We start from the raw sequence: 20,979 nt of genomic DNA on the forward strand, positions 1-20,979 counted from the left end.
CCGGCGCAGACCTCGGCTGCGGATGCCGACCAGCGGCGACGGTACGCACGGCAGGGGCCTGGTCCTCGTGCAGTCGCTCGCGGACGCGTGGGGCGTACGGGCGCACGGGGTGGGGAAGGCGGTCTGGTTCGATCTCGGCGCGGAAGCCGTCTGACACCGGAAGGGGGCGCGGCAGGTGCCGCGCCCCCTTCCGGTGTCACCGTCCGGCCTCAGCCGAACTGCTGTTCAAGGTCCTTGAGCTTGCGCTCCAGGGAGTCCAGCCGCGGCAGGGCCATGGTGTCGTCCTCCGCGGTGAGGTCGACCCTGATCGGGTCAGCGGAGGAGCTGCGGACGGGCTGGAGCGAGGGGCGGGTCGACGAGGGCAGTTCCGCCGCGGATAGGGCAGGCTCCGTAGAGACGGGTGCGGACGCCCGCTCCACGGTGGGCACCTCCACCTGGCGTCCGCCGTTGCCGCCGGTCAGCGCGCGGTGGCCCCGGCTGAGCGCCTTGAGCTGAGCGCGCTCCACGCGCTGCTGCTCGCGCCGGCGCGCCCGGTTCTGATCCTTCTGGCGGCGGTCCTCGCGGACCTCCTCGACGGCCTCGTCCAGGCTGCGCACGCCCTCCAGCAGCATCAGCGACCAGGCCTTGTACGTCTCACGCGGGGCCCGCATCCAGCGGACCATGCGGATCTGCGGCAGCGGACGCGGCACCAGGCCCTGCTCGCGCAGCGCGGCACGGCGGGTCTGCTTCAGCGCGCGGTCGAAGAGCACGGCGGCCGACAGGGACATGCCCGCGAAGAACTGCGGCGCGCCCGCGTGGTCGATACCCCTCGGCGCGTGCACCCAGTTGAACCAGGCGGAGGCGGCGGCGAACGCCCACACCAGGATGCGGGAGCCGAGCGCCGCGTCACCGTGGCTGGCCTCGCGCACCGCGAGCACGGAGCAGAACATGGCCGCACCGTCCAGGCCGAACGGAACCAGGTACTCCCAGCCGTCCGTGAGCCCGAGGTTCTGCTGGCCGAAGCCGACCAGGCCGTGGAAGGAGAGTGCCGCGGCGACGGCGGCGCAGCAGAAGAGCAGTACGTAGGAGGCCGTGGCGTAGATGGCCTCCTTGCGCCTGCGGCGCTCCTCGGAGCGCTCCCACGAGTCGTCCGCGCTCGCGTTCTCCCCCAAGGAGCGCTTTCCGCGCGCGAGCACCGCCACCGCCGCCACCGCGCCCACGAGCAACACGGCGCCCGGAAGCAGCCAGTTCAGCGATATGTCGGTCAGTCTCATCTGGGTCCCTTGCATTGGGATAGGGCGTGACGCCCGCCATAGTGGCCCAATTCCACCGGCCCTCAGGGGGTTTCGGGGCAAGAGGCCGCCAAGGAGGTGCAAGGGAATGCGCCGGGCGGCGTTCTGCTCGAACTGCCGCTTGAGGGGCGGGAGTTGAGTGCGAATAAGACTACCCGGACGGATGGTTCCACGGAAAGTTCCCGCGACAGGTGAGGAAGTTGTGAAACACCTGTCATCCGGGTGGGGTCTTGTTCGAGTGGATCTTACGACACCTGGACGGGTCCGGCCGTCGGGGCCCCGGCGCACCGGGGCCCGGTACGCACTCAACTCGCGGCGAACACCGCCAGCTTGGTCGGGCGGTCGGCGTCATCGGTGCGCGGGCGGGTGGCGCACGGGTCCTCGGGGTGCAGGGTGCGGAAGAGGTGGCAGCTCACGCGGTCCCGGGCGGGCATACGAGACCGCCGTTCCACGAGCCTTTGTAGGTAAGGCGTACCTTACTAAAGATGAATGGCGGGGGAACCGGAGCGTAAGGTACCTAACGCGCTTTCCGAGCGGTATCAAGCCCAGAGGGATCCGCGACACTGCCCAGCACCGCCAGGACCGGAGGAGGAGCCCGTGGAGCAGGCCCGTTCGCGCCGTGCTGAGGGCTCCGCCGAGACGCGGGCCGCGGACGTCCGGCCCCAGGCCGCGCGCGTGCCGCCGGGGCCCGGATCCGGAGACGGAGTCCGCGTGCGCGACGCCGCCGCGGGCGTCGCACGCGGCGAGCACACCCACAGCGAACCGCCCCTCCCGCATCCGCGCTCGCAGGGGCGGTCCCACGGTGACGAAGCGCCCCAGGGCGGCTCCCCGCGCACGGACGGCGGGGGGCGGCCCGGAGCAGCGCAAGAGGGACCGTGCTGCGGGGTGCTGCCGGGGGAGGAGCGCCCTGTCGTACAGCGGGCCTCCGTCCGCCGCCAGATCCTGGACGCCCTGCGCACCGCGCTGGTCGCGGGGGAGTTGACGCCCGGCGAGGTGTACTCGGCACCCGCGCTCGCCGAGCGGTTCGGGGTGTCCGCGACCCCCGTGCGCGAGGCGATGCAGCAGCTCGCGCTGGAGGGCGCCGTCGAGGTCGTCCCCAACCGCGGCTTCCGCGTCGCCGTCCGCGGCGCCCGGGAACTGGCCGAACTCGCCGAGATCCGGGCGCTGATCGAGATCCCCGTGATGCTGCGGCTCGCCCGCACGGTGCCCGCCGAACGCTGGGCGGAACTGCGCCCGCTGGCCGAGCGGACCGTCCGGGCCGCGTCCTCCGGGTGCCGGGCCACCTACGCCGAGTGCGACCGCGCGTTCCACCGTGCGGTGCTCGCCCTGGCGGGCAACGAACAACTGGTGCGTATCGCGGAGGACCTGCACCGCCGCACCCAGTGGCCGATGGTCGGCGACGGCCCGGGCGCACCCGGCTGCGCCGATCTGGTCGCCGACGCGGCCGAGCACACGGCCCTGCTCGACGCGCTGGTCGCCCAGGACCTGGTGATGGTGCAGTCCCTGGTGCGGGAGCACGTCACCGGGGCGGCCTGAGGGGGCGCGGCGCCCCCCGGCCCTCGACGCGAGGCAGGTCGCCCGGGGAGGGAACTGCCCCGGTGGTCCGCCGCGTGCCGCCCGGTGAGGGGCGATGACCGTCCCACGGGGGTGAGTGACGATGATGCCCGACGCGGGGCGGCGGCAGCGCAGGCGACTCGGTGACCGGGGCGCGGGCCGGGAGGGGGCTCGCGGGCGACGGCCGCGGTGGGTGGCCGTCATCGCCGGCCCCGGCGGGCCGCCGGGGTTCGCCGCGCTCGTCGTCGCTGCCGTTCTCCTCGCCCGTGATCCCGAATTCCGCGCCGCCGTATGGACGTTCGTCAGGAATCCGTGAGCGGACGGGCGGTCAGTCGCCGTGGCCGGTGGCGCTCTGGGAGAAGCTGTCGTGCCAGGCGGCCTTCGCACCGGAGTCGCCGATGCGGTACAGGTCGACGACGGCCCCGGCGGCCACGACGACGGACAGCACGGCCACCGCGACCCGTACGAGCGCACCGCCGCGGACCGGGCCCGGGGAGCCGGCCGGCTGCTCGGCCGTCCGGCGGGTGGTCCACCAGACGACCGCCGCGAGGATGACCAGGCCCGCGGCCCACGGCAGCAGCCCGTCCCCGAGCTGGGTGTGCCGGCGCACCAGCGGGTCGCTGCCGACGTGCCGTTCCAGCCACTCGCCGGCCTGCGTGGTCAGGGGCACGGTCACCAGGGTCACGAACGCGAGCACGGGCAGGACCGGCCCCAGCCGCCGTGCCGCCCTCGGCCACACGGCGGCGAGCACCAGAGCCAGCGCGGTCAACGGGACCAGGACGATGACGAAGTGGACGAACAGCACATGCGCGGGCAAGCCGTTGACGAGACTCATCGGTGTTCCTTTGGGAGGTGGCCGAGGGAGCGGCACGGCCCGAGTCCGTGTCCGCCGATCGGCGCGCCAGCCTGGCACAGCAATCTCTCAGCTTCTTCTGAGAAGAAAACCGGATGAACCGGACCGATCCACCGTTGCCGGACCGGTGGGCGAAGAAGCCTGCCCGAGTCCCTCACCTGCGGCTCTTTCCGGATACCACGGCCAGGGTCGCTACGAGGCGGCCGGTCCCGCCGCCGGTGTCACCGGGGCCAACTGCCGTGCCAGCCACGTCGGTACGCCGTCCAGGAGCCGGAACAGCCGGCCCGCCTCGGCCCGCAGCCGGGAGGCGTCCGGCTCGGCCTCCGCGTCCGCGAGCGACGCCAGAGCCGGGGCCGCACCGACGAGGTAGCCCAGTTCCTCACGGATGCGCAGCGATTCCGTGAAGCCGTGCCGCGCCTCCGCCACCTCGCCGTCGCGCAGGGCGAGTCCGGCGATATGCCGCCAGGTGAAGGAGAGCAGCAGCGTGTCGCCGTGCGCCAGCGCGCCCGCGTGGGCACGCCGGTAGGCGGCGCGGGCGGACTGCGGGGAGCGGGCGAGGTTCTCGGCGAGGAGCCCGCGCCGGAAGTCCAGCAGCGCCCGGCCCGGGGCGCCCGGCGGGATCAGCGCCGCGGCCCGGCCGAGGGCGGCCCGCGCCTCGTCCGCCCGGTCCCGTACGCCGTGCAGCGTGGCCGCGTACGCCAGTTGTCCGCGTTCACAGGCGGCGGCGCCGCGCTCCTCGTCGCTGTGGGCCTGGGCCTCGGCCGTACGCAGCGCGTCCTCGGCCTCCTCCCAGCCCTGCTCCGTGTACAGGCACCGCTCGACGAACAGCGAGGCCCGCTGGAGCGATGTTTCGGCCGTCTCCGGTGGCAGAAGGGCCGCCGCGTCGGTCCAGCAGGCGCGTGAGCGCAGCCGCCACACCGCGGCCTGGAAGGGATCGTCGCCTGCGGTCGTTCCGGTACCGGACATGGCGGTATGCGCCACGTTGCCCTCCCCGAGCACGCCATGGAGCTGTTGAGTGGTGGCGGCATTCCAGCACCAATCGCGGTACCGGCCAAGGGGGTGGGTGAAGGATTTCACAAAGTCGTGGGACACCGGGGGCGGTCGGCGCCACCGATGCCACGGTCCCGTGACCTCAGCTCATGCGCAGCGCGAGGAAGAAATCGAGCTTGTCCTCCAGGCGCGAGAGGTCCCGGCTCGTCAACTGCTCGATACGCCCCACCCGGTATCGCAGTGTGTTGACGTGCAGGTGCAGCCGGGTCGCGCAGCGGGTCCAGGAGCCGTCCGACTCCAGGAACGCCTCCAGGGTCGGGATCAGCTCGGCGCGGTGCCGGCGGTCGTAGTCGCGCAGGGGGTCCAGGAGGCGGGCCGTGAAGGCGCGGCGCACGTCGTCCGGGACGAACGGCAGCAGCAGGACGTGCGAGGCCAGTTCGTGGTGGCCGGCCGCGCAGACCCGGCCGGAGCGGGCGGCGGCGACCCGGCGGGCGTGCCGTGCCTCCTCCAGGGCGCCGCGCAGCCCCTCGGCCGAGTGCACCGCGGCGCTGACGCCCAGCGTGAGCCGCCCGTCGCCGTCGAGGCCCGCGGACAGCGGGTCCCGTACGGCCGCCAGCAGGGTGTCGGCGAGGACGCCCGGCTCGGACCCCTCCGGTTCCCCCGAGACCGCGGGAAGCGGGACGAGCGCGATCGCCTCCTCCCCCGTGTGGGCGACCGCGATCCGGTCGGAGTGCTCCGGACCGGTGGACCGGGGATCGACCAGGATCTCCTCCAGCAGCGACTGGGCGACCGGACCGCCCTCGATCTGCCCGCCGTCCCAGTCGACCCGGGCCACCACCACCTGCCACAGCGGGGCCGCGCCCAGTCCGGGCAGCAGCACGGGCGCGGCGACCCGCAGCCGGGCCGCGATCTCGGCGGGCGCGGCCCCCGTCTGCACCAGCTCCAGGACCTCCTGGGCGAGCCGCCGCCGCACGCTGCGGGCAGCGTCCCGCCGGTCCCGCTCCACCGAGATCAGCTGGGTGACACCCTGGAGCAGATCGAGCCGTTCGGCGGGCCAGTCCCCGGCGTCCGCCTCGACGGCGAGCACCCAGTCGGACAGCACCGTCTCCCGTACGTCCCGGGCGGCGCCCCCTGCGCGGCCTCCGCTCGCGTGGACCGGGAACAGCGAGTACGTCGTCGTACCGACCGTCGTCCGGTGCGGTCCCCGGCGGCCGGTGCGCGCCGCCGCGAGGTGCTCGGCGGCCAGTGCCGCGCACACGTCCGTGGTGAGCCCCGCGGCGGGGCCGGCGATCGGCCGGCCGGTGGGGGAGAGCACCCAGGCGCGCAGGTCCAGGTCGGAGCCGAGCAGGTCCAGGACGACGTCCGGGCCGCCGCCCGCCGGACCGGAGGTCATCATCCGCCGGTGCCGGTCCACCACGGCCGCCAGGTCTCCGGCCCGCTCGCCGGAGATCTGGCGCACCACGTGCTCGGTGATCGTGGCGAACGCCACGGACTCGTCCACGGCGAACAGCGGCAGCCGGTGCCGGGCGCAGGCCACCAGCAGATCGTCCGGGATGTCGCCCAGCTCCGCCTCGCCCGCGGCGAGCGCGGCGACGCCCGCGTCCGCGAGAATCCGGACGAAGGACTCGGAATCAGCGATGTCGTGCCGCCACGCCAGTCCCGTGAGGACCAGTTCACCGCCGGACAGATAGCGGCTCGGGTCCTTGAGGTCCGTCGTCATCACACCGCGCACGGTGCGGTCCAGCTCGTCCTCGCCGCCGAGCAGGCGCAGCCCCAGCGCGTCGGTGGTCAGCAGTGCGCGCAGGCGCATGTCTCGTCGCCGCCGTTCCAGTCCAGAGATCCACGTTCGGTCAGGGTGAGGGCCCACCGGGCGGGTCCTCGGGCTCCGCGCGGAGGTTCCCCTGCCGTCCGGAGTGCGTGCCCACGGCGTCCGGAGGAGGGTGTTTCCGGCTTCCGAGGGCGGGTCCAGGGCGTTGCCCTGGGCATTCGGAAGCCGCGCTCGCGTTCTCCCCCGGCGCTCGCCGTGTTTCCGGAGGAAAGCGGAGAGGTTACCGACGACCTCCGTTCATATGAATCTACAAGATGGCTGCCCTGGCCAGCCAACTCCTTCATGGTTTCGGTGACTGACCGTGGCGCCGGACACAGCGGTGTACTGAGCCCACCCCGCGTGAACAGGACATGAACGAGCCGGGCCCGCCGCACCCGATCCGGCTCGATCCCCACGCCCCACGAGACGAAGAAGAGAGCCGTTCATGGACTTCCTTCGCCCCGCAACCTGGGAAGAGGCGCTCGCCGCCAAGGCGGAGCACCCCACCGCCGTGCCGATTGCGGGTGGCACCGATGTGATGGTCGAGATCAACTTCGACCACCGCCGGCCCGCGTATCTGATGGACCTGAACCGCATCGGCGAACTCCACGAGTGGGAGACCGGCGACGACAGCGTGCGGCTCGGCGCGTCGGTCCCGTACACGAGGATCATGGAGCAGCTGCGGACCGAGCTGCCGGGCCTGGCCCTCGCCTCCCACACCGTCGCCTCCCCGCAGATCCGCAACCGCGGCAGCGTCGGCGGCAACCTCGGCACCGCCTCCCCGGCCGGCGACGCCCACCCCGCCCTCCTCGCGGCCGGCGCCGAGGTCGAGGCCGCGTCGGTGCGCGGCTCCCGGATGATCCCGATCGACGACTTCTACACCGGGGTGAAGCGCCACGCGCTCGCCCCGGACGAGCTGATCAGGGCCGTGCATGTCAAGAAGGCCGACGGACCGCAGCAGTACGCGAAGGTCGGCACCCGCAACGCGATGGTGATCGCCGTGTGCGCCTTCGGTCTCGCCCTGCACCCCGAGACCCGCACGGTCCGCACCGGCATCGGCTCGGCCGCACCGACCCCCGTCCGCGCCAGGGCCGCGGAGGAGTTCCTGAACGCCGCACTCGAGGAGGGCGGCCTGTGGGACAGCGGCGCGATCGTCCCCCCGTCGGTCTCCCGGCAGTTCGCGCAGCTGTGCTCGGCCGCCTGCAACCCGATCGACGACGTCCGGGGGACCGCGAACTACCGCCGCCACGCGGTCGGCGTCCTGGCCCGCCGCACCCTGCTCTGGACCTGGCAGTCGTACAGCGGCACCGCCCGCACAACGAAGGGAGCCGCGTGATGCGCGTCCACTTCACGGTCAACGGACGTCCGCAGGAAGCCGACGATGTGTGGGAGGGCGAGAGCCTGCTGTACGTGCTGCGCGAGCGGCTCGGCCTGCCGGGCTCCAAGAACGCCTGCGAGCAGGGCGAATGCGGCTCCTGCACGGTCCGTCTGGACGGCGTGCCGGTGTGTTCCTGCCTGGTGGCGGCGGGACAGGCCGAGGGCCGCGCGGTCGTGACGGTCGAAGGCCTGGCCGAGTACGCCAAGGAGCGCTCCCGCTCCACCGGCGCCCGCGGCACCTCCCTCGACGAGGCCCGGCGCTGGGGGGCCGAGGGCGCCGACTCGGGGACCGGCGAGGGAGCCGAGCTGTCCCCGGTCCAGCAGGCGTTCATCGACGCCGGCGCCGTCCAGTGCGGCTTCTGCACCCCGGGGCTGCTGGTCGCGGCCGACGAGATGCTGGAGCGCACCCCCAACCCCACCGACGCGGACATCCGCGAGGCGCTCTCCGGCAACCTGTGCCGCTGCACCGGCTACGAGAAGATCATGGACGCGGTCCGCCTGGCGGCCGCCCGGCAGTCCGAGGGGGTCTGACGATGCCGAACGGCGCTCCCACCAAGATCACACAGGGCTCGCACACCAAGGGCGGCATCGGCGAGTCCACGCTCCGCCCGGACGGCACCCTCAAGGTCACCGGCGAGTTCGCGTACTCGTCCGACATGTGGCACGAGGACATGCTCTGGGGCCAGATCCTGCGCTCCACCCTCGCGCACGCCGAGATCGTCTCCCTCGACACGAGCGAGGCCCTCGCCATGCCGGGCGTCTACGCCGTGATGACGTACGACGACCTGCCGACCGAGATACGGCACTACGGCCTGGAGATCCAGGACACCCCGGTGCTCGCCCACGGCAGGGTGCGCCACCACGGCGAGCCCGTCGCCCTCGTCGCGGCCGACCACCCGGAGACCGCGCGCCGCGCCGCCGCCAAGATCAAGGTCGAGTACCGCGAGCTGCCCGTCGTCACCGACGAGGCCTCCGCGACCGCCCCCGACGCGATCGTGATCCACGAGAACCGCACCGATCCCCATGCGGTCCACGTCCCGCACCCGAACATCGTCCACCGCCAGCCGATCGTGCGCGGCGATGTGGAGCAGGCGCGCCGGCGGGCCGATGTGATCGTCGAGGGCGAGTACCACTTCGGCATGCAGGACCAGGCGTTCCTCGGCCCCGAGTCCGGTCTCGCCGTGCCCGCGGAGGACGGCGGCGTCGACCTCTACGTCGCCACCCAGTGGCTGCACGCCGACCTCCGCCAGATCGCGCCCGTGCTGGGCCTGCCCGAGGACAAGGTCCGGATGACCCTGGCGGGCGTCGGCGGCGCCTTCGGGGGCCGCGAGGACCTGTCGATGCAGATCCACGCCTGTCTGCTCGCGATGCGCACCGGGAAGCCGGTCAAGATCGTCTACAACCGGTTCGAGTCCTTCTTCGGGCACGTCCACCGTCACCCGGCGAAGCTGACCTACGAGCACGGGGCCACGAAGGACGGCAAGCTGACGCACGTCAGATGCCGGATCGTCCTCGACGGCGGCGCGTACGCCTCCTCCTCCCCGGCCGTCGTCGGCAACGCGTCCTCGCTCGGCGTGGGTCCGTACGTGGTGGACGACGTCGACATCGAGGCCCTCGCCCTCTACACCAACAACCCGCCCTGCGGCGCCATGCGCGGCTTCGGCGCGGTCCAGGCGTGCTTCGCCTACGAGGCCCAGATGGACAAGCTGGCGCGGCGGCTCGGCATGGACCCGGTGGAGTTCCGCCGGCTGAACGCGATGTCCCAGGGCGCGGTCATGCCGACCGGGCAGGTCGTCGACTCCCCGGCGCCGGTCGCCGAGCTGCTGCGCCGCGTCAAGGGGATGCCCATGCCGCCCGAGCGCCAGTGGGAGAGCTCCGAGGGAGCGGACATACGGCAGCTCCCGGGCGGCCTGTCCAACACCACGCACGGCGAGGGGGTCGTCCGCGGCGTCGGCTACGCCGTCGGCGTCAAGAACGTCGGCTTCTCCGAGGGCTTCGACGACCACTCCACCGCCAAGGTCCGTCTGGAGGCCGTCGCGGGCGAGCCCGTCGCCACCGTGCACACGGCGATGGCCGAGGTCGGCCAGGGCGGCGTCACCGTCCACGCGCAGATCGCCCGCACCGAGCTGGGCGTCGGCCGGGTGACGATCCACCCGGCGGACACCCGGGTCGGATCGGCGGGCTCGACCTCCGCCTCCCGCCAGACCTACGTCACCGGCGGCGCCGTACGGCACGCCTGCGAGCTGGTGCGCGAGAGGGTGCTGGAGATCGGGCGCCGCCGGTTCGGCGCGTACCACCCCGCCTGGGCCACCGCCGAGCTGCTGCTGGAGGGCGGCAAGGTCGTCACGGACGGCGGCGAGGTGCTCGCCGACCTGGTGGACGTCCTCGGCGACGAGGCCGTCGAGATCGAACGCGAGTGGCGGCACCGGCCGACCGAGCCCTTCGACCCGCGCACCGGCCAGGGCAACGGGCACGTCCAGTACTCCTTCGCCGCGCACCGCGCCGTGGTGGAGGTGGACACCGAGCTGGGCCTGGTGAAGGTCATCGAACTGGCCTGCGCCCAGGACGTCGGCAAGGCGCTCAACCCGCTGTCCGTCGTCGGCCAGATCCAGGGCGGTACGACCCAGGGCCTGGGCATCGCGGTCATGGAGGAGATCGTCGTCGACCCGAGGACCGCGAAGGTGCGCAACCCCTCCTTCACGGACTATCTGATCCCCACCATCCTCGACACGCCGAGCATCCCCGTCGACGTGCTCGAACTCGCCGACGACCACGCCCCGTACGGGCTGCGCGGCGTCGGCGAGGCCCCCACCCTGTCGTCGACCCCGGCGGTCCTCGCGGCGATCCGCGACGCGACGGGCCTGGAGCTGAACAGGACCCCTGTGCGGCCCGAACACCTCACCGGCACCGCATAGGTCCGCTCGTGCCGCCGCCGGACGGCAGCCGTGCCCGCGGTGACCCCGGCGCCGGCGCCGGCGCACGCGCGGCAGCCGTGCCCGCGGTGACTTCGGCGCCGGCGCACGCGCAGTACCACCCTCCGTCTCGGGCCGTCCCCCGGGTCGTGCACCTTCCCGAATCCCGCGGGCTGCCGCAGGCAGCCCGCGGGTGCCCCTGTGAACCTTGGGAGACGGCACCATGACCCAGCAGTCCCTGGAGCCCAGGACCACCGCCGAGGACGCGGGCGCGGGAACCCGCGTGCCGGCCGGCCGGTCCTGGCTCGACCGGTACTTCCACATATCCCGGCGCGGATCCACCGTCGCGCGCGAGGTGCGCGGCGGCGTCACCACCTTCATGGCGATGGCGTACATCCTGCTGCTCAACCCGCTGATCCTGTCCGGCCGGGACGTGGCGGGCGACACCCTCGGCCGGCAGGCCCTGATCACCGCCACCGCGTTCGCGGCGGCCCTGACCACGCTGCTGATGGGTTTCGTCGGCAAGGTGCCGCTCGCCCTCGCCGCCGGCCTCTCCGTCTCCGGCGTCCTGTCCTCCCAGGTCGCCCCGCAGATGACCTGGCCGCAGGCCATGGGCATGTGCGTGCTGTACGGCGTGGTCATCATGCTGCTGGTCGTCACCGGCCTCCGCGAAATGATCATGAACGCGATCCCGTCGGCACTCAAGCACGGCATCACCATGGGCATCGGACTGTTCATCGCCCTCATCGGCCTCTACAAGTCCGGATTCGTCCACCAGGGCAAGGCCACCCCGCTCAGCCTGGGCCCGGCGGGAGAGCTCACCGGCTGGCCCGTCCTCCTCTTCGCCGGCACCCTGCTGCTGATCTTCATGCTCCAGGCCCGCGACGTCCCCGGCGCCATCCTGATCGGCATCGTCAGCGGCACGGTCGTCGCCGCGATCCTCAACGCCACCGGGGTCATCAAGGCCGGCGCCTGGGCGGGCGGGCCCCCCGAGCTGCACGGCGGCGCGGTCTCGATGCCCGACTTCTCGCTCTTCGGACACGTCGCGTTCGACGGCTGGGACAAGGTCGGCGCGATGACCGTAGGCCTGATCGTCTTCACCCTCGTCCTCGCCGGGTTCTTCGACGCGATGGCCACCATCATCGGCGTGGGCACCGAGGCCGGGCTCGCCGACGACCAGGGCCGGATGCCGGGCCTGTCCAAGGCCCTGCTCATCGACGGCGCGGGCGGCGCGATCGGCGGCGTGGCGGGCGGCTCCGGCCAGACCGTCTTCATCGAGTCCGCCACCGGTGTCGGCGAGGGTGCCCGCACGGGCCTCGCCTCGGTCGTCACGGGGCTGTTCTTCGCGGCCTGCCTGTTCCTCACCCCGCTGACGGCGCTCGTCCCCCAGGAGGTGGCGTCGGCCGCACTCGTCGTCATCGGTGCGATGATGCTGATGAACGCCCGCCATGTGGACTGGAGCGATCGCGCCACCGCGATCCCGGTCTTCCTGACCGTGGTCCTCATGCCGTTCACGTACACCATCACCACCGGCGTCGCCGCGGGTGTCGTCGGATACGTCGCCATCAGGACAGCCCAGGGCAGGGCCCGCGAGATCGGCGCCTTCATGTGGGGCCTGACCGTGGTCTTCCTGGCCTACTTCGCCCTCCATCCGATCGAGAACTGGCTGGGGGTCCGCTAGCGGCCCTGCTCCGTCCTCCCCTCACACCGCCAAGGAGACCGACAGATGCTGGACATCGCCGACGAGCTGCACCGGTGGGCCGTGCAGGGACGCGACTTCGCCGTCGCCACCGTGGTGGCGGTCGGCGGCAGCGCCCCCCGCCAGCCCGGCGCCGCCCTCGCGGTGGACGCCGAGGGCACGGCGATCGGGTCGGTCTCCGGTGGCTGTGTGGAAGGCGCCGTGTACGAGCTGTGCCGGCAGGCACTCCAGGACGGCACGACGGTGACGGAGCGCTTCGGGTACAGCGACGAGGACGCCTTCGCCGTGGGGCTCACCTGCGGCGGCGTCCTCGACGTCCTCGTCACCCCGGTCCGGGCGGCCGACCCCGTCGAAGGGGTGGTGGCGTCCGCACTGGCCGCCGCGGCCTCCGGCTCCGCCGCGGCGCTCGCGCGGATCGTGACGGGTCCGGCGGAGCTGCTGGGCCGGGCACTGCTGGTACGTCCCGACGGCGGGTACGAGGGCGGCTTCGGAGCCCACCCGGAGCTGGACCGGACGGTGGCGGCCGAGGCCGGCGCCTTCCTGGAGGCGGGCCGCACCGGCACCCTGGAGATCGGAGAGCAGGGATCACGCTGCGGAGCACCGCTCACGGTCCTGGTCGAGTCGTCCGTCCCGCCGCCCCGCATGATCGTGTTCGGGGCGATCGACTTCGCCTCCGCGCTGGTCCGCATCGGCAAGTACCTCGGCTACCACGTCACGGTCTGCGACGCGCGCCCGGTCTTCACCACCCGCGCCCGCTTCCCGGAGGCCGACGAGATCGCCGTGGAGTGGCCGCACCAGTACCTGGCGCGCACTCGCGTCGACACGCGCACCGTCCTGTGCGTCCTGACCCACGACGCCAAGTTCGACGTGCCCCTGCTGAAACTGGCACTGCGCCTGCCGGTGGCGTACGTCGGCGCGATGGGCTCCCGCCGCACCCACCTGGACCGCAACGAACGCCTGCGCGCGGTCGGTGTCACCGAGCTGGAACTGGCCCGGCTGAGGTCACCCATAGGCCTCGACCTCGGCGCCCGTACCCCCGAGGAGACGGCCCTGTCCATCGCCTCGGAGATCGTGGCGGCGCGCCGCGGCGGCAGCGGTGTCTCACTCGCCGGCGCCCACACCCCGATCCACCACGACACGGCACGGGCCACGACGCGGCGGATCGGTTCGGTGGCCTGACCCGGACTCAGCCGGGCTTGCGGGCGAGGAGACAGGCCTGCGGGGTCGTCTCGTGCTCTGGAGTCAGGGTGGGCTTGCGTCCGGCTTCCCCATAGAAGGCATGCGGTGACTGTACACGTCGTCTATACATGGCATGCATAGTGGGAAGTGCTGCTCAGGCGTCCGGTACGTCCTGGGGCGAAGCAGGCAGACCCGTCTTCGGTCCTTACGGTCCCGCCACCGTGCGGGACCGGCCCGGCCCGCCGACGTCCCGGGGCGCGCACCGGGTGCGGGAGTGGTGTGCTGGAGGCGTGGCCGGCGGTGCCGGCCGCAGCGTCCCTCTCGTTCTCGTCCCGAAGGGTGCACACCATGACCACGCAGACCTCTGCCAAGCCCTTGTCGGGCCGTGTCGCGGTCGTCACCGGAGCGTCCAGCGGCATCGGCGAGGCCACAGCCGAGCACCTCGCGGCCCTGGGCGCGAAGGTCGTCGTCCTGGCACGGCGTGCCGAGCGGCTGGACGACCTCGTCGGAAGGATCGAGAAGAACGGCGGCAGCGCCCTGGCGATCGCCGCGGACGTGACCGACGCGGCGGCGGTGCGGGGGGCGGCCGACCGGGTGGCGGCGGAACTGGGCGATGCCGACCTGCTGTTCAACAACGCGGGCGTGATGCTGCCGGGTCCGATCGAGGACCTGGCCACCGACGAGTGGCAGCGTCAGATCGACGTGAACATCACCGGCCTGATGCACGTGATCGGCGCGTTCACGCCCCAACTGGTCAAGGCGGCCGGAGAACGCGGTGTCGCGGACCTCGTCAACACCTCGTCCATCGCGGCGCAGAACATCTTCCCCACCTTCGCCGTCTACTCCGCCACCAAGGCCTACGTCACCCATCTGTCCCGGCACCTTCGCGTCGAGCTGGGGCCGAAGAACGTACGGGTGTCGGCGATCGAGCCCGGCATCGTCGGTACGGAACTGCAGGACCATGTGACGGACGCGGGCACGCTGGAATGGCTGGCGGCGTCCAAGGAGGCGATGGAGTGGCTCGAACCCGAGGACATCGCCCGGACCATCGGCTTCCTCGCCACCCTGCCGCCGCGGGCGAACCTCCAGCAGGTCACGATCATGCCCACCGGGGAGCCCAGCTGAACGAGGCGCCCCGCGGCCGCTCTTCCGGCGGCCGGGTCGTGATGGGCATGGCCGGGGAGATCGGCGACCTTGCCTTCGAGCGCGGACTTCGACAGCCGGATGGCGAACTGCTGTTCAGCAGACTCGGCGATGCTGGGACCGGTCACGTGGTCACTGGCCGTCGCTGCACCCTTCATGATCGGGAGGTACGCCGAGCGTCGTGAATGGGGTGGCACCGTTCCCCGGGCGGCGATAACGTGAGCGCGTTCCTTGCCGGGGCTGTTGGCTGTCGCCGGCAGTCGTGTGGAGAACGGGAGGTGTGACCGATGGCTGTCTCTGCGACGGGCGTTGCCCGCAATCAGAAGCTCGTCTTCTCCACCTCCGCGGTGTCCGGCTGACCATTCATTCGTTGCGCGCCTGTGAGCGCGTGGCCGGGACCGCCCTTGTGAAGGGTTTCCCTTGACTCACCTTTCTCTGCTGGCTTCTTCGGCTTTGTCGCGCCCTCTCGCCCCCTACGGCTGGGACGAGGGCTGGGAAGCCGAGTTCGCCTCCTACGCCGAGCAGGGCCTCCTGCCCGGCCGTGTCGTACGTGTCGACCGCGGGCAGTGCGACGTCGTCACACCGATGGGCACGGTGCGTGCCGACACCGAGTTCGTCGCTCCCCAGGATCCGATGAAGGCCGTGTGCACGGGGGACTGGGTCGCGATCGACCCCGGTGACAGCGATCTGCGGTATGTACGAACGCTGCTGCCGCGGCGCACCGCGTTCGTGCGGTCGTCGTCGTCCAAGCACTCCAAGGGCCAGGTGCTGGCCACGAACATCGATCACGTCGTCATCTGTGTGTCGCTCGCGGTCGAACTCGACCTCGCGCGCATCGAGCGGTTCCTGGCACTTGCGCTGTCCTGCTCGAGCGGTGAGGCACTGCTGCACAAGACGGTGGGCTCCTGGAAGTCCGAGGCACAACCCGTCGTCGTGCTGACCAAGGCGGATCTCGTACCGGATGCGGTGACGTTGTCGTATCTCGTGCAGGACGTGGAGACAACGGCGCCCGGGGTGCCGGTGCTGCCGGTCAGCGCGAGGAGCGGGGAGGGGCTCGACGTCCTTGCCACCCTTTGCTCCGGGGGGACGTCGGTGTTGCTCGGGCAGTCCGGGGCGGGCAAGTCGACGCTCGCGAACGCGCTGGTCGGGGAGGACGTCATGGGCGTCCAGGCCATCCGGGACGTGGACGGCAAGGGGCGTCATACGACGACCACGCGCAACCTGCTCGTTCTGCCTGGCGGGGGCGTCCTGATCGATACGCCCGGGATCCGGGGCGTCGGACTCTACGACGCCGAGAGCGGGGTCGGGCAGGTCTTCTCGGAGATCGAGGAGCTGGCCGAGCGCTGCCGTTTCCACGACTGTGCGCACAGCAGTGAGCCGGGGTGTGCGGTGCTCGCCGCGATCGACGCCGGCGGCGCCCTGTACGGTGCCGCCCGGGCGCTTCCTTTCCTCGGTGCGTGTGTCTCCTTCGCGATGTCCGCGGTCCTGACGCTGTTCGTCAGGAGCACCCCACGGACGGCGCCCTCCGCTCCGGGGAAGAAGGAACTGTTCGGAGGGTTTCTGCACATCCTCCGGGACCCTGTGCTGCGCCTCGTGATGATCGCCATGACCCTGTCGAATCTGGCCTTCAACACGACCGGTATCTCGCTGGCGGTCATCGCCACCGGCAAGGCCCGCGGCGCGTCGGACTCGTACGTCGGCCTGACGATGTCGGTGGCCGGCAGCGGGGCACTCGTCGGTGCGTTGCTGGCCGGTACGGTCATCGAGCGTGTGCGTCCGTCGCTGATCTTCATGGCCGGCTACTGGATCGGCCCGGTCGTGGCCGTGCTGCTGACGACGGTCCCCGGAGTCATGCCGCTCGGCCTGCTCATCGCCTGCGTGTACATCCGGGGCCCGCTCATCAACGCGGCGTACCTCACGTACGTCGCCCAACGCGTGCCGGACGAACTCCAGGGCCGGGTCATCGGGGCGATGCTCTTCGTCACCACGATCATCTCGCCGATCGGTGTTCTCGCGATCGGATCGATCTTCGACGCCTGGGGCCCGACCTGGGTGTTCGCCGCCGTCGCCGCGATCGCGACGCTGGGATCGCTGCCGACTCTCCGGCGCGGCATCCGGACGCTGACCTCGCTCGACGCGACACCTCAGCGAACGACAGCGAAGGACATGTAACTCCGGCACGGCGCTGTGGTCGCCGACTCCCTCGGCTACGGCCACGCCACCACGACCCGCCTCGCGTCCGGGGCGGGAGGAACGTGGAGTCCAGCCCCTGGAGACCGCACGCGGTCACCAGGGGCTGGAAAGGCAGGCTCACCAGTGGAGGACCGTGGCCTGTGCCGAGTGTCAGCGGCAGATGTTGCCGTCCGACCAGGTTTTCGTCGTCCCTCCGCCAAGGTCCTGGAAGTGAATCACCGTGCACTGGAAGTTCTGACGGATCTCGTTGCCCACCGTGTACTCGTAGCCAGTGGGGTAGCCCGCCCAGCCGGCCTCGCACCCCTCGTTGCACCAGTACTCGCCGATGGCTCCCCACACCGGCCAGGCGTCACTGCGCGGAGACCAGTAGATCGTGCCGTGATCGAACTGCTGCCGTCGGCCGAACCCGTCAGGGTTGACCAACTCGTCCGTGACCGGGCACCCGAGTGCCCCACCGGAATCACCCATCTTGATGTATCGCTGCTCGATGGCTCCCCCGACCTCGTGTGTCCCGCAGTAGGGGAGGGCCTGTGCGGGCGTCGCGGCCGACACGATGAGCACGCTCGCCAACAGGCCCATCAGTCCGAATACTGCGGCGATCCTGCCTTGAACCACTGGCCTGACAATGGCACCGGGATGCATCACACGCCCACCTTCCTTACCTCTCAGGGCTGAAGAGCAGCAGGCACTGAACTCCTGCTCAGGAGTAACGACGTACCGGCGGGCTGGAAACCATGTGGTCCGGTCCTCAAGTCCTTCGGGGGCCGATCGTGTTGCCAGTGCGACGGAGGACTCTTCCTGGTGACGAACGGCAGCGCGAATGGTTCATCACCCTCGTACCGGAAGGAGCGCAAGCCCTCGATCACAGGTCACCTGATCACAGACTCGTACCCCTATGACCCCCACCCGGTTCACCGACTGGCCCGATGTGGTCACGCTTGTCGGGGTCGGGTTGGAGGGATTGTTCGGTCCAGACGACCTTGCCGCAGGCGCCGTACCGGGTGCCCCAGCGCTGGGCGAACTGAGCGACGAGGAACAGCCCGCGGCCGTTCTCGTCCGTGGTGGCCGCGCGCCGCAGGTGGGGGGAGGTGCTGGAGCCGTCGGCGACCTCGCAGATCAGGCGGTCGCGGTCGTAGAGCAGGCGCAGCCGGATGGGCTGGGTGCCGTATCGGATGGCGTTGGTGACCAGTTCGCTGACGATCAGCTCGGTGGTGAAGGCGAGCTGGTCCAGGCCCCAGGTCTCCAGCCGACGGGTGACGTCGAGACGGGCTCGGGAGACGGCCGCCGGGTCGGAGGGCACCTCCCAGTCCGCGACCCGGGCCGGGTCCAGCAGGTGGGTCCGGGCCACCAGCAGGGCGATGTCGTCGCGGGGGCGCTCGGGGAGCATGGTGGCGAAGACGGTCTGGCAGGTGGCCTCCGGGGTGCGGTCCACAGCACCGGCCAGGGCCGCGCGCAGCTGCTCGATTCCGGTGTCGAGGTCGCGGTCCCGGTCCTCGATCAGTCCGTCGGTGTAGAGGACCAGCTGACTGCCCTCGGGCACAGTGAGTTCGGCTGTCTCGAAGGGCAGGCTGCCGCCCAGGCCCAGCGGGGGACTGACGGGTACGTCCGGGAAGGTGACGGTGCCGTCGGGGTCGACCAGGGCGGGGCCGGGGTGGCCGGACCGGGCCACCGTGCATCGGCCGGAGACGGGGTCGTAGATGGCGTACAGGCAGGTGGCCCCCGTGACCCCCTGGCCATCGACCTCGTCGTCGTCGATGTGGGCGACCAGCTCGTCCAGGTGGCTCAGGAGTTCGTCCGGGGCCAGGTCCAGGGCGGAGAAGTTGTGCACGGAGGTGCGCAGCCGACCCATGGTGGCGGCAGCGTGCAGGCCGTGGCCGACGACATCGCCGACCACCAGGGCTACCCGGGTGCCGGGCAGGGGGATGACGTCGAACCAGTCGCCGCCCGCCCCGGCCTGGGCGGGCAGGTAGCGGTGGGCGGTCTCGACGGCGGTCTGCTCGGGCAGGGTGCGGGGCAGCAGGCTGCGCTGCAGAGTGGCCGCCAGGGTGTGCTCGCGGGTGTAGCGGCGGGCGTTGTCGATGCACAACGCAGCACGTCTGGCCAGCTCCTCGGAGAGGGAAAGGTCCTCCTCCCCGAAGGGAGGGGAGGCGTCCGCCCGCCAGAAGTCGGCCCTCCCCAGCACCACCCCGCGGGCCTGCAGCGGCGCCGAGATCAGGGAATGGATTCCGTACTCCAGGACCCGACGCGCCCGCTCGGGGTCCTGGGCCTGCCAGCCGTCGGAGGCGGCGAGGTCCGACTCCAGCACAGCGTGGCCGCCGGCCGCCTCGGCGGCGATGGGGTTGGTGGAGGCGAAGCGGATCAGCTCCCCCACGGGGTAGAGAGGCGGGTCGCCACGGACGCCGTTGACGGCGGTGCGGCGCATTTCGGTGCTTGCCTCGGCCGGCTCCTCGCCACGAAGCACCGGATCCAGCAGCTCCACAGTGACGAAATCGCTGAACCGCGGGACGACCATCTCCGCCAACTCCTCGGCGGTGCGCACCACATCCAGCGTGGTGCCGATCCGCACGCCCGCGTCGTAGAGCAACTGCAGGCGCTCGCGGGCCACCTCGGCCCGGCCGGCGAGTGCGCGCAGTTCGGTGGTGTCACGCAGCGTGGCCACGCTGCCCGCCGGGCCGCCGTAGCGCTCGACGGGCCGGACGTTGACGGCCAGCAGCCGGTCGCCGGCCAGATGGACCTCGTCGGTGGCCGTCCGCCCTGAGGAAAGCAGCTCAGCGGCGCCCGGGGCCAGGCCTAGGTCGGTGATCCGGCGCTGTTCCGCGTCCGCCGGCAGCTCCAGCAGCCGCCGCGCCTCGTCGTTGGCCAGCAGCAGCCGCCCGTCACCGCCGACGATGAGCACGCCCTCACGCACCGCGTGCAGCACCGCGTCATGATGCTCGTACATGCGAGTCATCTCGGCGGGGCCCAGTCCGCGGGTCTGGTGCAGCAGCCGCCGGCCGATCAGCGCCGACCCGCCCGCGACCAGGGCGAGCGCACCGCCCGCGGCGCCGAAGAGCACCGGAAGCTGCCCGGCCACCGCTTCGTTCACCTTCTTGACCTTGATCTCGGGGGACACGACGCCGGCGACCGAGCCGTCAGGCCGGAAGACGGGGACCTCCGCGAAGACCGAGACGCCCAGCGGAGTCACCTCGGAGTCCGTGAGGGTCGTGCCCCTCACCGCCTTCTGGTAGGGGTCGCCCTTGACCACGTGTTTCCCGATTTGATGCGGGTCGGGGTGGGTGTACCGGATCCCGTCCGTGCTGATGACCACGATGCCGTCGACGCCGGACCCTTTCCGGACCCTCTCGGTGAGCGGTTGCAGCACCGCGCTCGGATCGCGGCTGTCCAGCGCCTGCACGATCCCCGGGGAGTTCGCGAACGCCACGGCGACGGCGAGCACCTTGTCGCGGGCTTTCTCCGTCCCTTGGTGCCGGGCCTGGATCGCCAGCGTCACCACCATCGCGGCCATAAGCAGTACCACGACCGCCAGCTGCAGGAGGAACACCTGACCGGCGACGCTCCGCGCGCTCACCAGGGAGCGCAGGCGCCGCCCGGGCGACCGGTGCCGGATCTTCCGTTCGTCCGCGGGACGAGTCGGCTGCTCCGTTCCCGGACGTGGAACCTCACGCCGCCTCCGCGCACGCCAACCAGTGAACCGGCGGGAATGCGGTATCGAGGATCGGCGGATACCTCTGAGCGCACCCATAGGTCCAGTGTTGCCGACCACAGGGAGGCGACCGATACGCCGATCAAAGGGGAGTACGGGTGAAGTCCTTGATCCAGATCATCGAGGCGCGCAGGTGGAGGCCGGCGAGGTAGCTTTCCGGGGTCTTGTCGTACCGACGGACACTCTTTCAGCGTCTCGGAAACCCCGGGCGGCCGGGTGGGGAGGGTGGCCGCGCGGCGGGCGCGGCGCGGGCGGCGGGTGGTCTTCTTCGGGCGGCGTACCACGGCGACGGGGCCGT

The 20,979-nt window shown here is 71.8% G+C and carries 17 protein-coding genes and 1 pseudogene; 11 read left to right on the forward strand and 7 right to left on the reverse strand.

The genetic code is table 11. The features are described 5' to 3' along the window. Positions 1-154, forward strand: a 154-nt coding sequence (locus tag ACWD5Q_RS33180) for an ATP-binding protein (RefSeq protein ID WP_451430809.1), incomplete at its 5' end; no start/stop codon positions are given. A 55-nt stretch (positions 155-209) separates the two neighbouring features. On the opposite strand, the gene ACWD5Q_RS33185 is transcribed toward ACWD5Q_RS33180, so the two are convergent. Both ACWD5Q_RS33185 and ACWD5Q_RS33190 read right to left on the reverse strand, forming a co-directional pair. Continuing rightward, a complete protein-coding gene (locus ACWD5Q_RS33185; protein ID WP_451430794.1) occupies positions 210-1,253 on the reverse strand; it encodes a DUF2637 domain-containing protein in 1,044 nt (347 codons plus the stop codon). A gap of 323 nt (positions 1,254-1,576) precedes the next feature. Next, the gene (locus ACWD5Q_RS33190) at positions 1,577-1,705 is read right to left on the reverse strand and encodes a hypothetical protein (protein WP_451430795.1); all 129 of its coding nucleotides are present in this window, start codon (positions 1,703-1,705) and stop codon (positions 1,577-1,579) included. Between the two features lie 277 nt (positions 1,706-1,982). Between ACWD5Q_RS33190 and ACWD5Q_RS33195 the strand changes: the two genes are divergently transcribed. Together ACWD5Q_RS33195 and ACWD5Q_RS33200 are read left to right on the forward strand one after the other, a co-directional pair. Continuing rightward, positions 1,983-2,807 carry a GntR family transcriptional regulator gene (locus ACWD5Q_RS33195; protein WP_451430796.1) on the forward strand — a complete coding sequence of 275 codons (825 nt, stop codon included), beginning with the start codon at positions 1,983-1,985 and terminating at the stop codon, positions 2,805-2,807. Between the two features lie 121 nt (positions 2,808-2,928). Further along, entirely contained in the window at positions 2,929-3,141 is a 213-nt protein-coding gene (locus ACWD5Q_RS33200; protein WP_451430797.1) for a hypothetical protein, read from the forward strand. 12 nt (positions 3,142-3,153) lie between these two features. Here the strand turns inward: ACWD5Q_RS33200 and ACWD5Q_RS33205 are convergent, their stop codons facing one another. From ACWD5Q_RS33205 to ACWD5Q_RS33215, 3 genes are all read right to left on the reverse strand, one after another. Further along, the gene (locus tag ACWD5Q_RS33205) at positions 3,154-3,660 is read right to left on the reverse strand and encodes a DUF2231 domain-containing protein (RefSeq protein ID WP_451430798.1); all 507 of its coding nucleotides are present in this window, start codon (positions 3,658-3,660) and stop codon (positions 3,154-3,156) included. Between the two features lie 210 nt (positions 3,661-3,870). Continuing rightward, positions 3,871-4,659 (reverse strand): hypothetical protein, encoded by a 789-nt coding sequence (locus ACWD5Q_RS33210; RefSeq protein WP_451430799.1) that lies wholly within the window; start codon positions 4,657-4,659, stop codon positions 3,871-3,873. A gap of 151 nt (positions 4,660-4,810) precedes the next feature. Further along, on the reverse strand, positions 4,811-6,478 hold the full coding sequence (locus ACWD5Q_RS33215; protein ID WP_451430800.1) for a PucR family transcriptional regulator: 1,668 nt from the start codon (positions 6,476-6,478) through the stop codon (positions 4,811-4,813). A 442-nt stretch (positions 6,479-6,920) separates the two neighbouring features. On the opposite strand from ACWD5Q_RS33215, the gene ACWD5Q_RS33220 reads away from it, so the two are divergent. The 8 genes and pseudogenes from ACWD5Q_RS33220 (at position 6,921) to ACWD5Q_RS33255 (ending at position 16,957) form a co-directional block, all read left to right on the forward strand. After that, on the forward strand, positions 6,921-7,811 hold the full coding sequence (locus ACWD5Q_RS33220; protein ID WP_451430801.1) for an FAD binding domain-containing protein: 891 nt from the start codon (positions 6,921-6,923) through the stop codon (positions 7,809-7,811). After that, a complete protein-coding gene (locus ACWD5Q_RS33225; RefSeq protein ID WP_451430802.1) occupies positions 7,811-8,383 on the forward strand; it encodes a (2Fe-2S)-binding protein in 573 nt (190 codons plus the stop codon). Before ACWD5Q_RS33220 ends, ACWD5Q_RS33225 begins: the two co-directional genes overlap by 1 nt. 2 nt (positions 8,384-8,385) lie before the next feature. Beyond that, positions 8,386-10,767: a xanthine dehydrogenase subunit D gene (gene pucD, locus ACWD5Q_RS33230; RefSeq protein WP_451430803.1), complete on the forward strand. Its 2,382-nt coding sequence runs from the start codon at positions 8,386-8,388 to the stop codon at positions 10,765-10,767. A gap of 220 nt (positions 10,768-10,987) precedes the next feature. After that, on the forward strand, positions 10,988-12,445 hold the full coding sequence (locus ACWD5Q_RS33235; protein WP_451430804.1) for an NCS2 family permease: 1,458 nt from the start codon (positions 10,988-10,990) through the stop codon (positions 12,443-12,445). Positions 12,446-12,490: 45 nt separating this feature from the next. Then, positions 12,491-13,642, forward strand: coding sequence for an XdhC family protein (locus tag ACWD5Q_RS33240; RefSeq protein WP_451430805.1), 1,152 nt, complete (start codon positions 12,491-12,493; stop codon positions 13,640-13,642). Positions 13,643-13,990: 348 nt separating this feature from the next. Further along, complete coding sequence (locus ACWD5Q_RS33245) at positions 13,991-14,767, forward strand: SDR family oxidoreductase (protein WP_451430806.1); 777 nt, start codon at positions 13,991-13,993, stop codon at positions 14,765-14,767. A gap of 438 nt (positions 14,768-15,205) precedes the next feature. Next, positions 15,206-16,198 (forward strand): annotated as a pseudogene (gene rsgA / locus ACWD5Q_RS33250) (ribosome small subunit-dependent GTPase A); the annotation flags it as partial. Then, positions 16,175-16,957, forward strand: coding sequence for an MFS transporter (locus ACWD5Q_RS33255; protein ID WP_451430810.1), 783 nt, complete (start codon positions 16,175-16,177; stop codon positions 16,955-16,957). The pseudogene rsgA and the gene ACWD5Q_RS33255, both read left to right, overlap by 24 nt. Before the next feature lie 171 nt (positions 16,958-17,128). Here the strand turns inward: ACWD5Q_RS33255 and ACWD5Q_RS33260 are convergent, their stop codons facing one another. Both ACWD5Q_RS33260 and ACWD5Q_RS33265 read right to left on the reverse strand, forming a co-directional pair. After that, a complete protein-coding gene (locus ACWD5Q_RS33260) occupies positions 17,129-17,593 on the reverse strand; it encodes an LGFP repeat-containing protein (protein WP_451430807.1) in 465 nt (154 codons plus the stop codon). Between the two features lie 262 nt (positions 17,594-17,855). Further along, on the reverse strand, positions 17,856-20,519 hold the full coding sequence (locus ACWD5Q_RS33265) for a SpoIIE family protein phosphatase (RefSeq protein WP_451430808.1): 2,664 nt from the start codon (positions 20,517-20,519) through the stop codon (positions 17,856-17,858). Between the last annotated feature and the right edge of the window lie 460 nt (positions 20,520-20,979).

The organism is Streptomyces sp. NPDC002513 (genome assembly GCF_053595355.1).

What these genes read in the sequence shown, in the direction of transcription:
- ACWD5Q_RS33215 (WP_451430800.1), bottom strand. Translation starts at nt 6,478, where the DNA reads ATGCGCCTGCGCGCACTGCTGACCACCGACGCGCTGGGGCTGCGCCTG.
- ACWD5Q_RS33225 (WP_451430802.1), top strand. Translation starts at nt 7,811, where the DNA reads ATGCGCGTCCACTTCACGGTCAACGGACGTCCGCAGGAAGCCGACGAT.
- ACWD5Q_RS33235 (WP_451430804.1), top strand. Translation starts at nt 10,988, where the DNA reads ATGACCCAGCAGTCCCTGGAGCCCAGGACCACCGCCGAGGACGCGGGC.
- ACWD5Q_RS33205 (WP_451430798.1), bottom strand. Translation starts at nt 3,660, where the DNA reads ATGAGTCTCGTCAACGGCTTGCCCGCGCATGTGCTGTTCGTCCACTTC.
- pucD (WP_451430803.1), top strand. Translation starts at nt 8,386, where the DNA reads ATGCCGAACGGCGCTCCCACCAAGATCACACAGGGCTCGCACACCAAG.
- ACWD5Q_RS33200 (WP_451430797.1), top strand. Translation starts at nt 2,929, where the DNA reads ATGATGCCCGACGCGGGGCGGCGGCAGCGCAGGCGACTCGGTGACCGG.
- ACWD5Q_RS33220 (WP_451430801.1), top strand. Translation starts at nt 6,921, where the DNA reads ATGGACTTCCTTCGCCCCGCAACCTGGGAAGAGGCGCTCGCCGCCAAG.
- ACWD5Q_RS33185 (WP_451430794.1), bottom strand. Translation starts at nt 1,253, where the DNA reads ATGAGACTGACCGACATATCGCTGAACTGGCTGCTTCCGGGCGCCGTG.
- ACWD5Q_RS33240 (WP_451430805.1), top strand. Translation starts at nt 12,491, where the DNA reads ATGCTGGACATCGCCGACGAGCTGCACCGGTGGGCCGTGCAGGGACGC.
- ACWD5Q_RS33190 (WP_451430795.1), bottom strand. Translation starts at nt 1,705, where the DNA reads ATGCCCGCCCGGGACCGCGTGAGCTGCCACCTCTTCCGCACCCTGCAC.
- ACWD5Q_RS33245 (WP_451430806.1), top strand. Translation starts at nt 13,991, where the DNA reads ATGACCACGCAGACCTCTGCCAAGCCCTTGTCGGGCCGTGTCGCGGTC.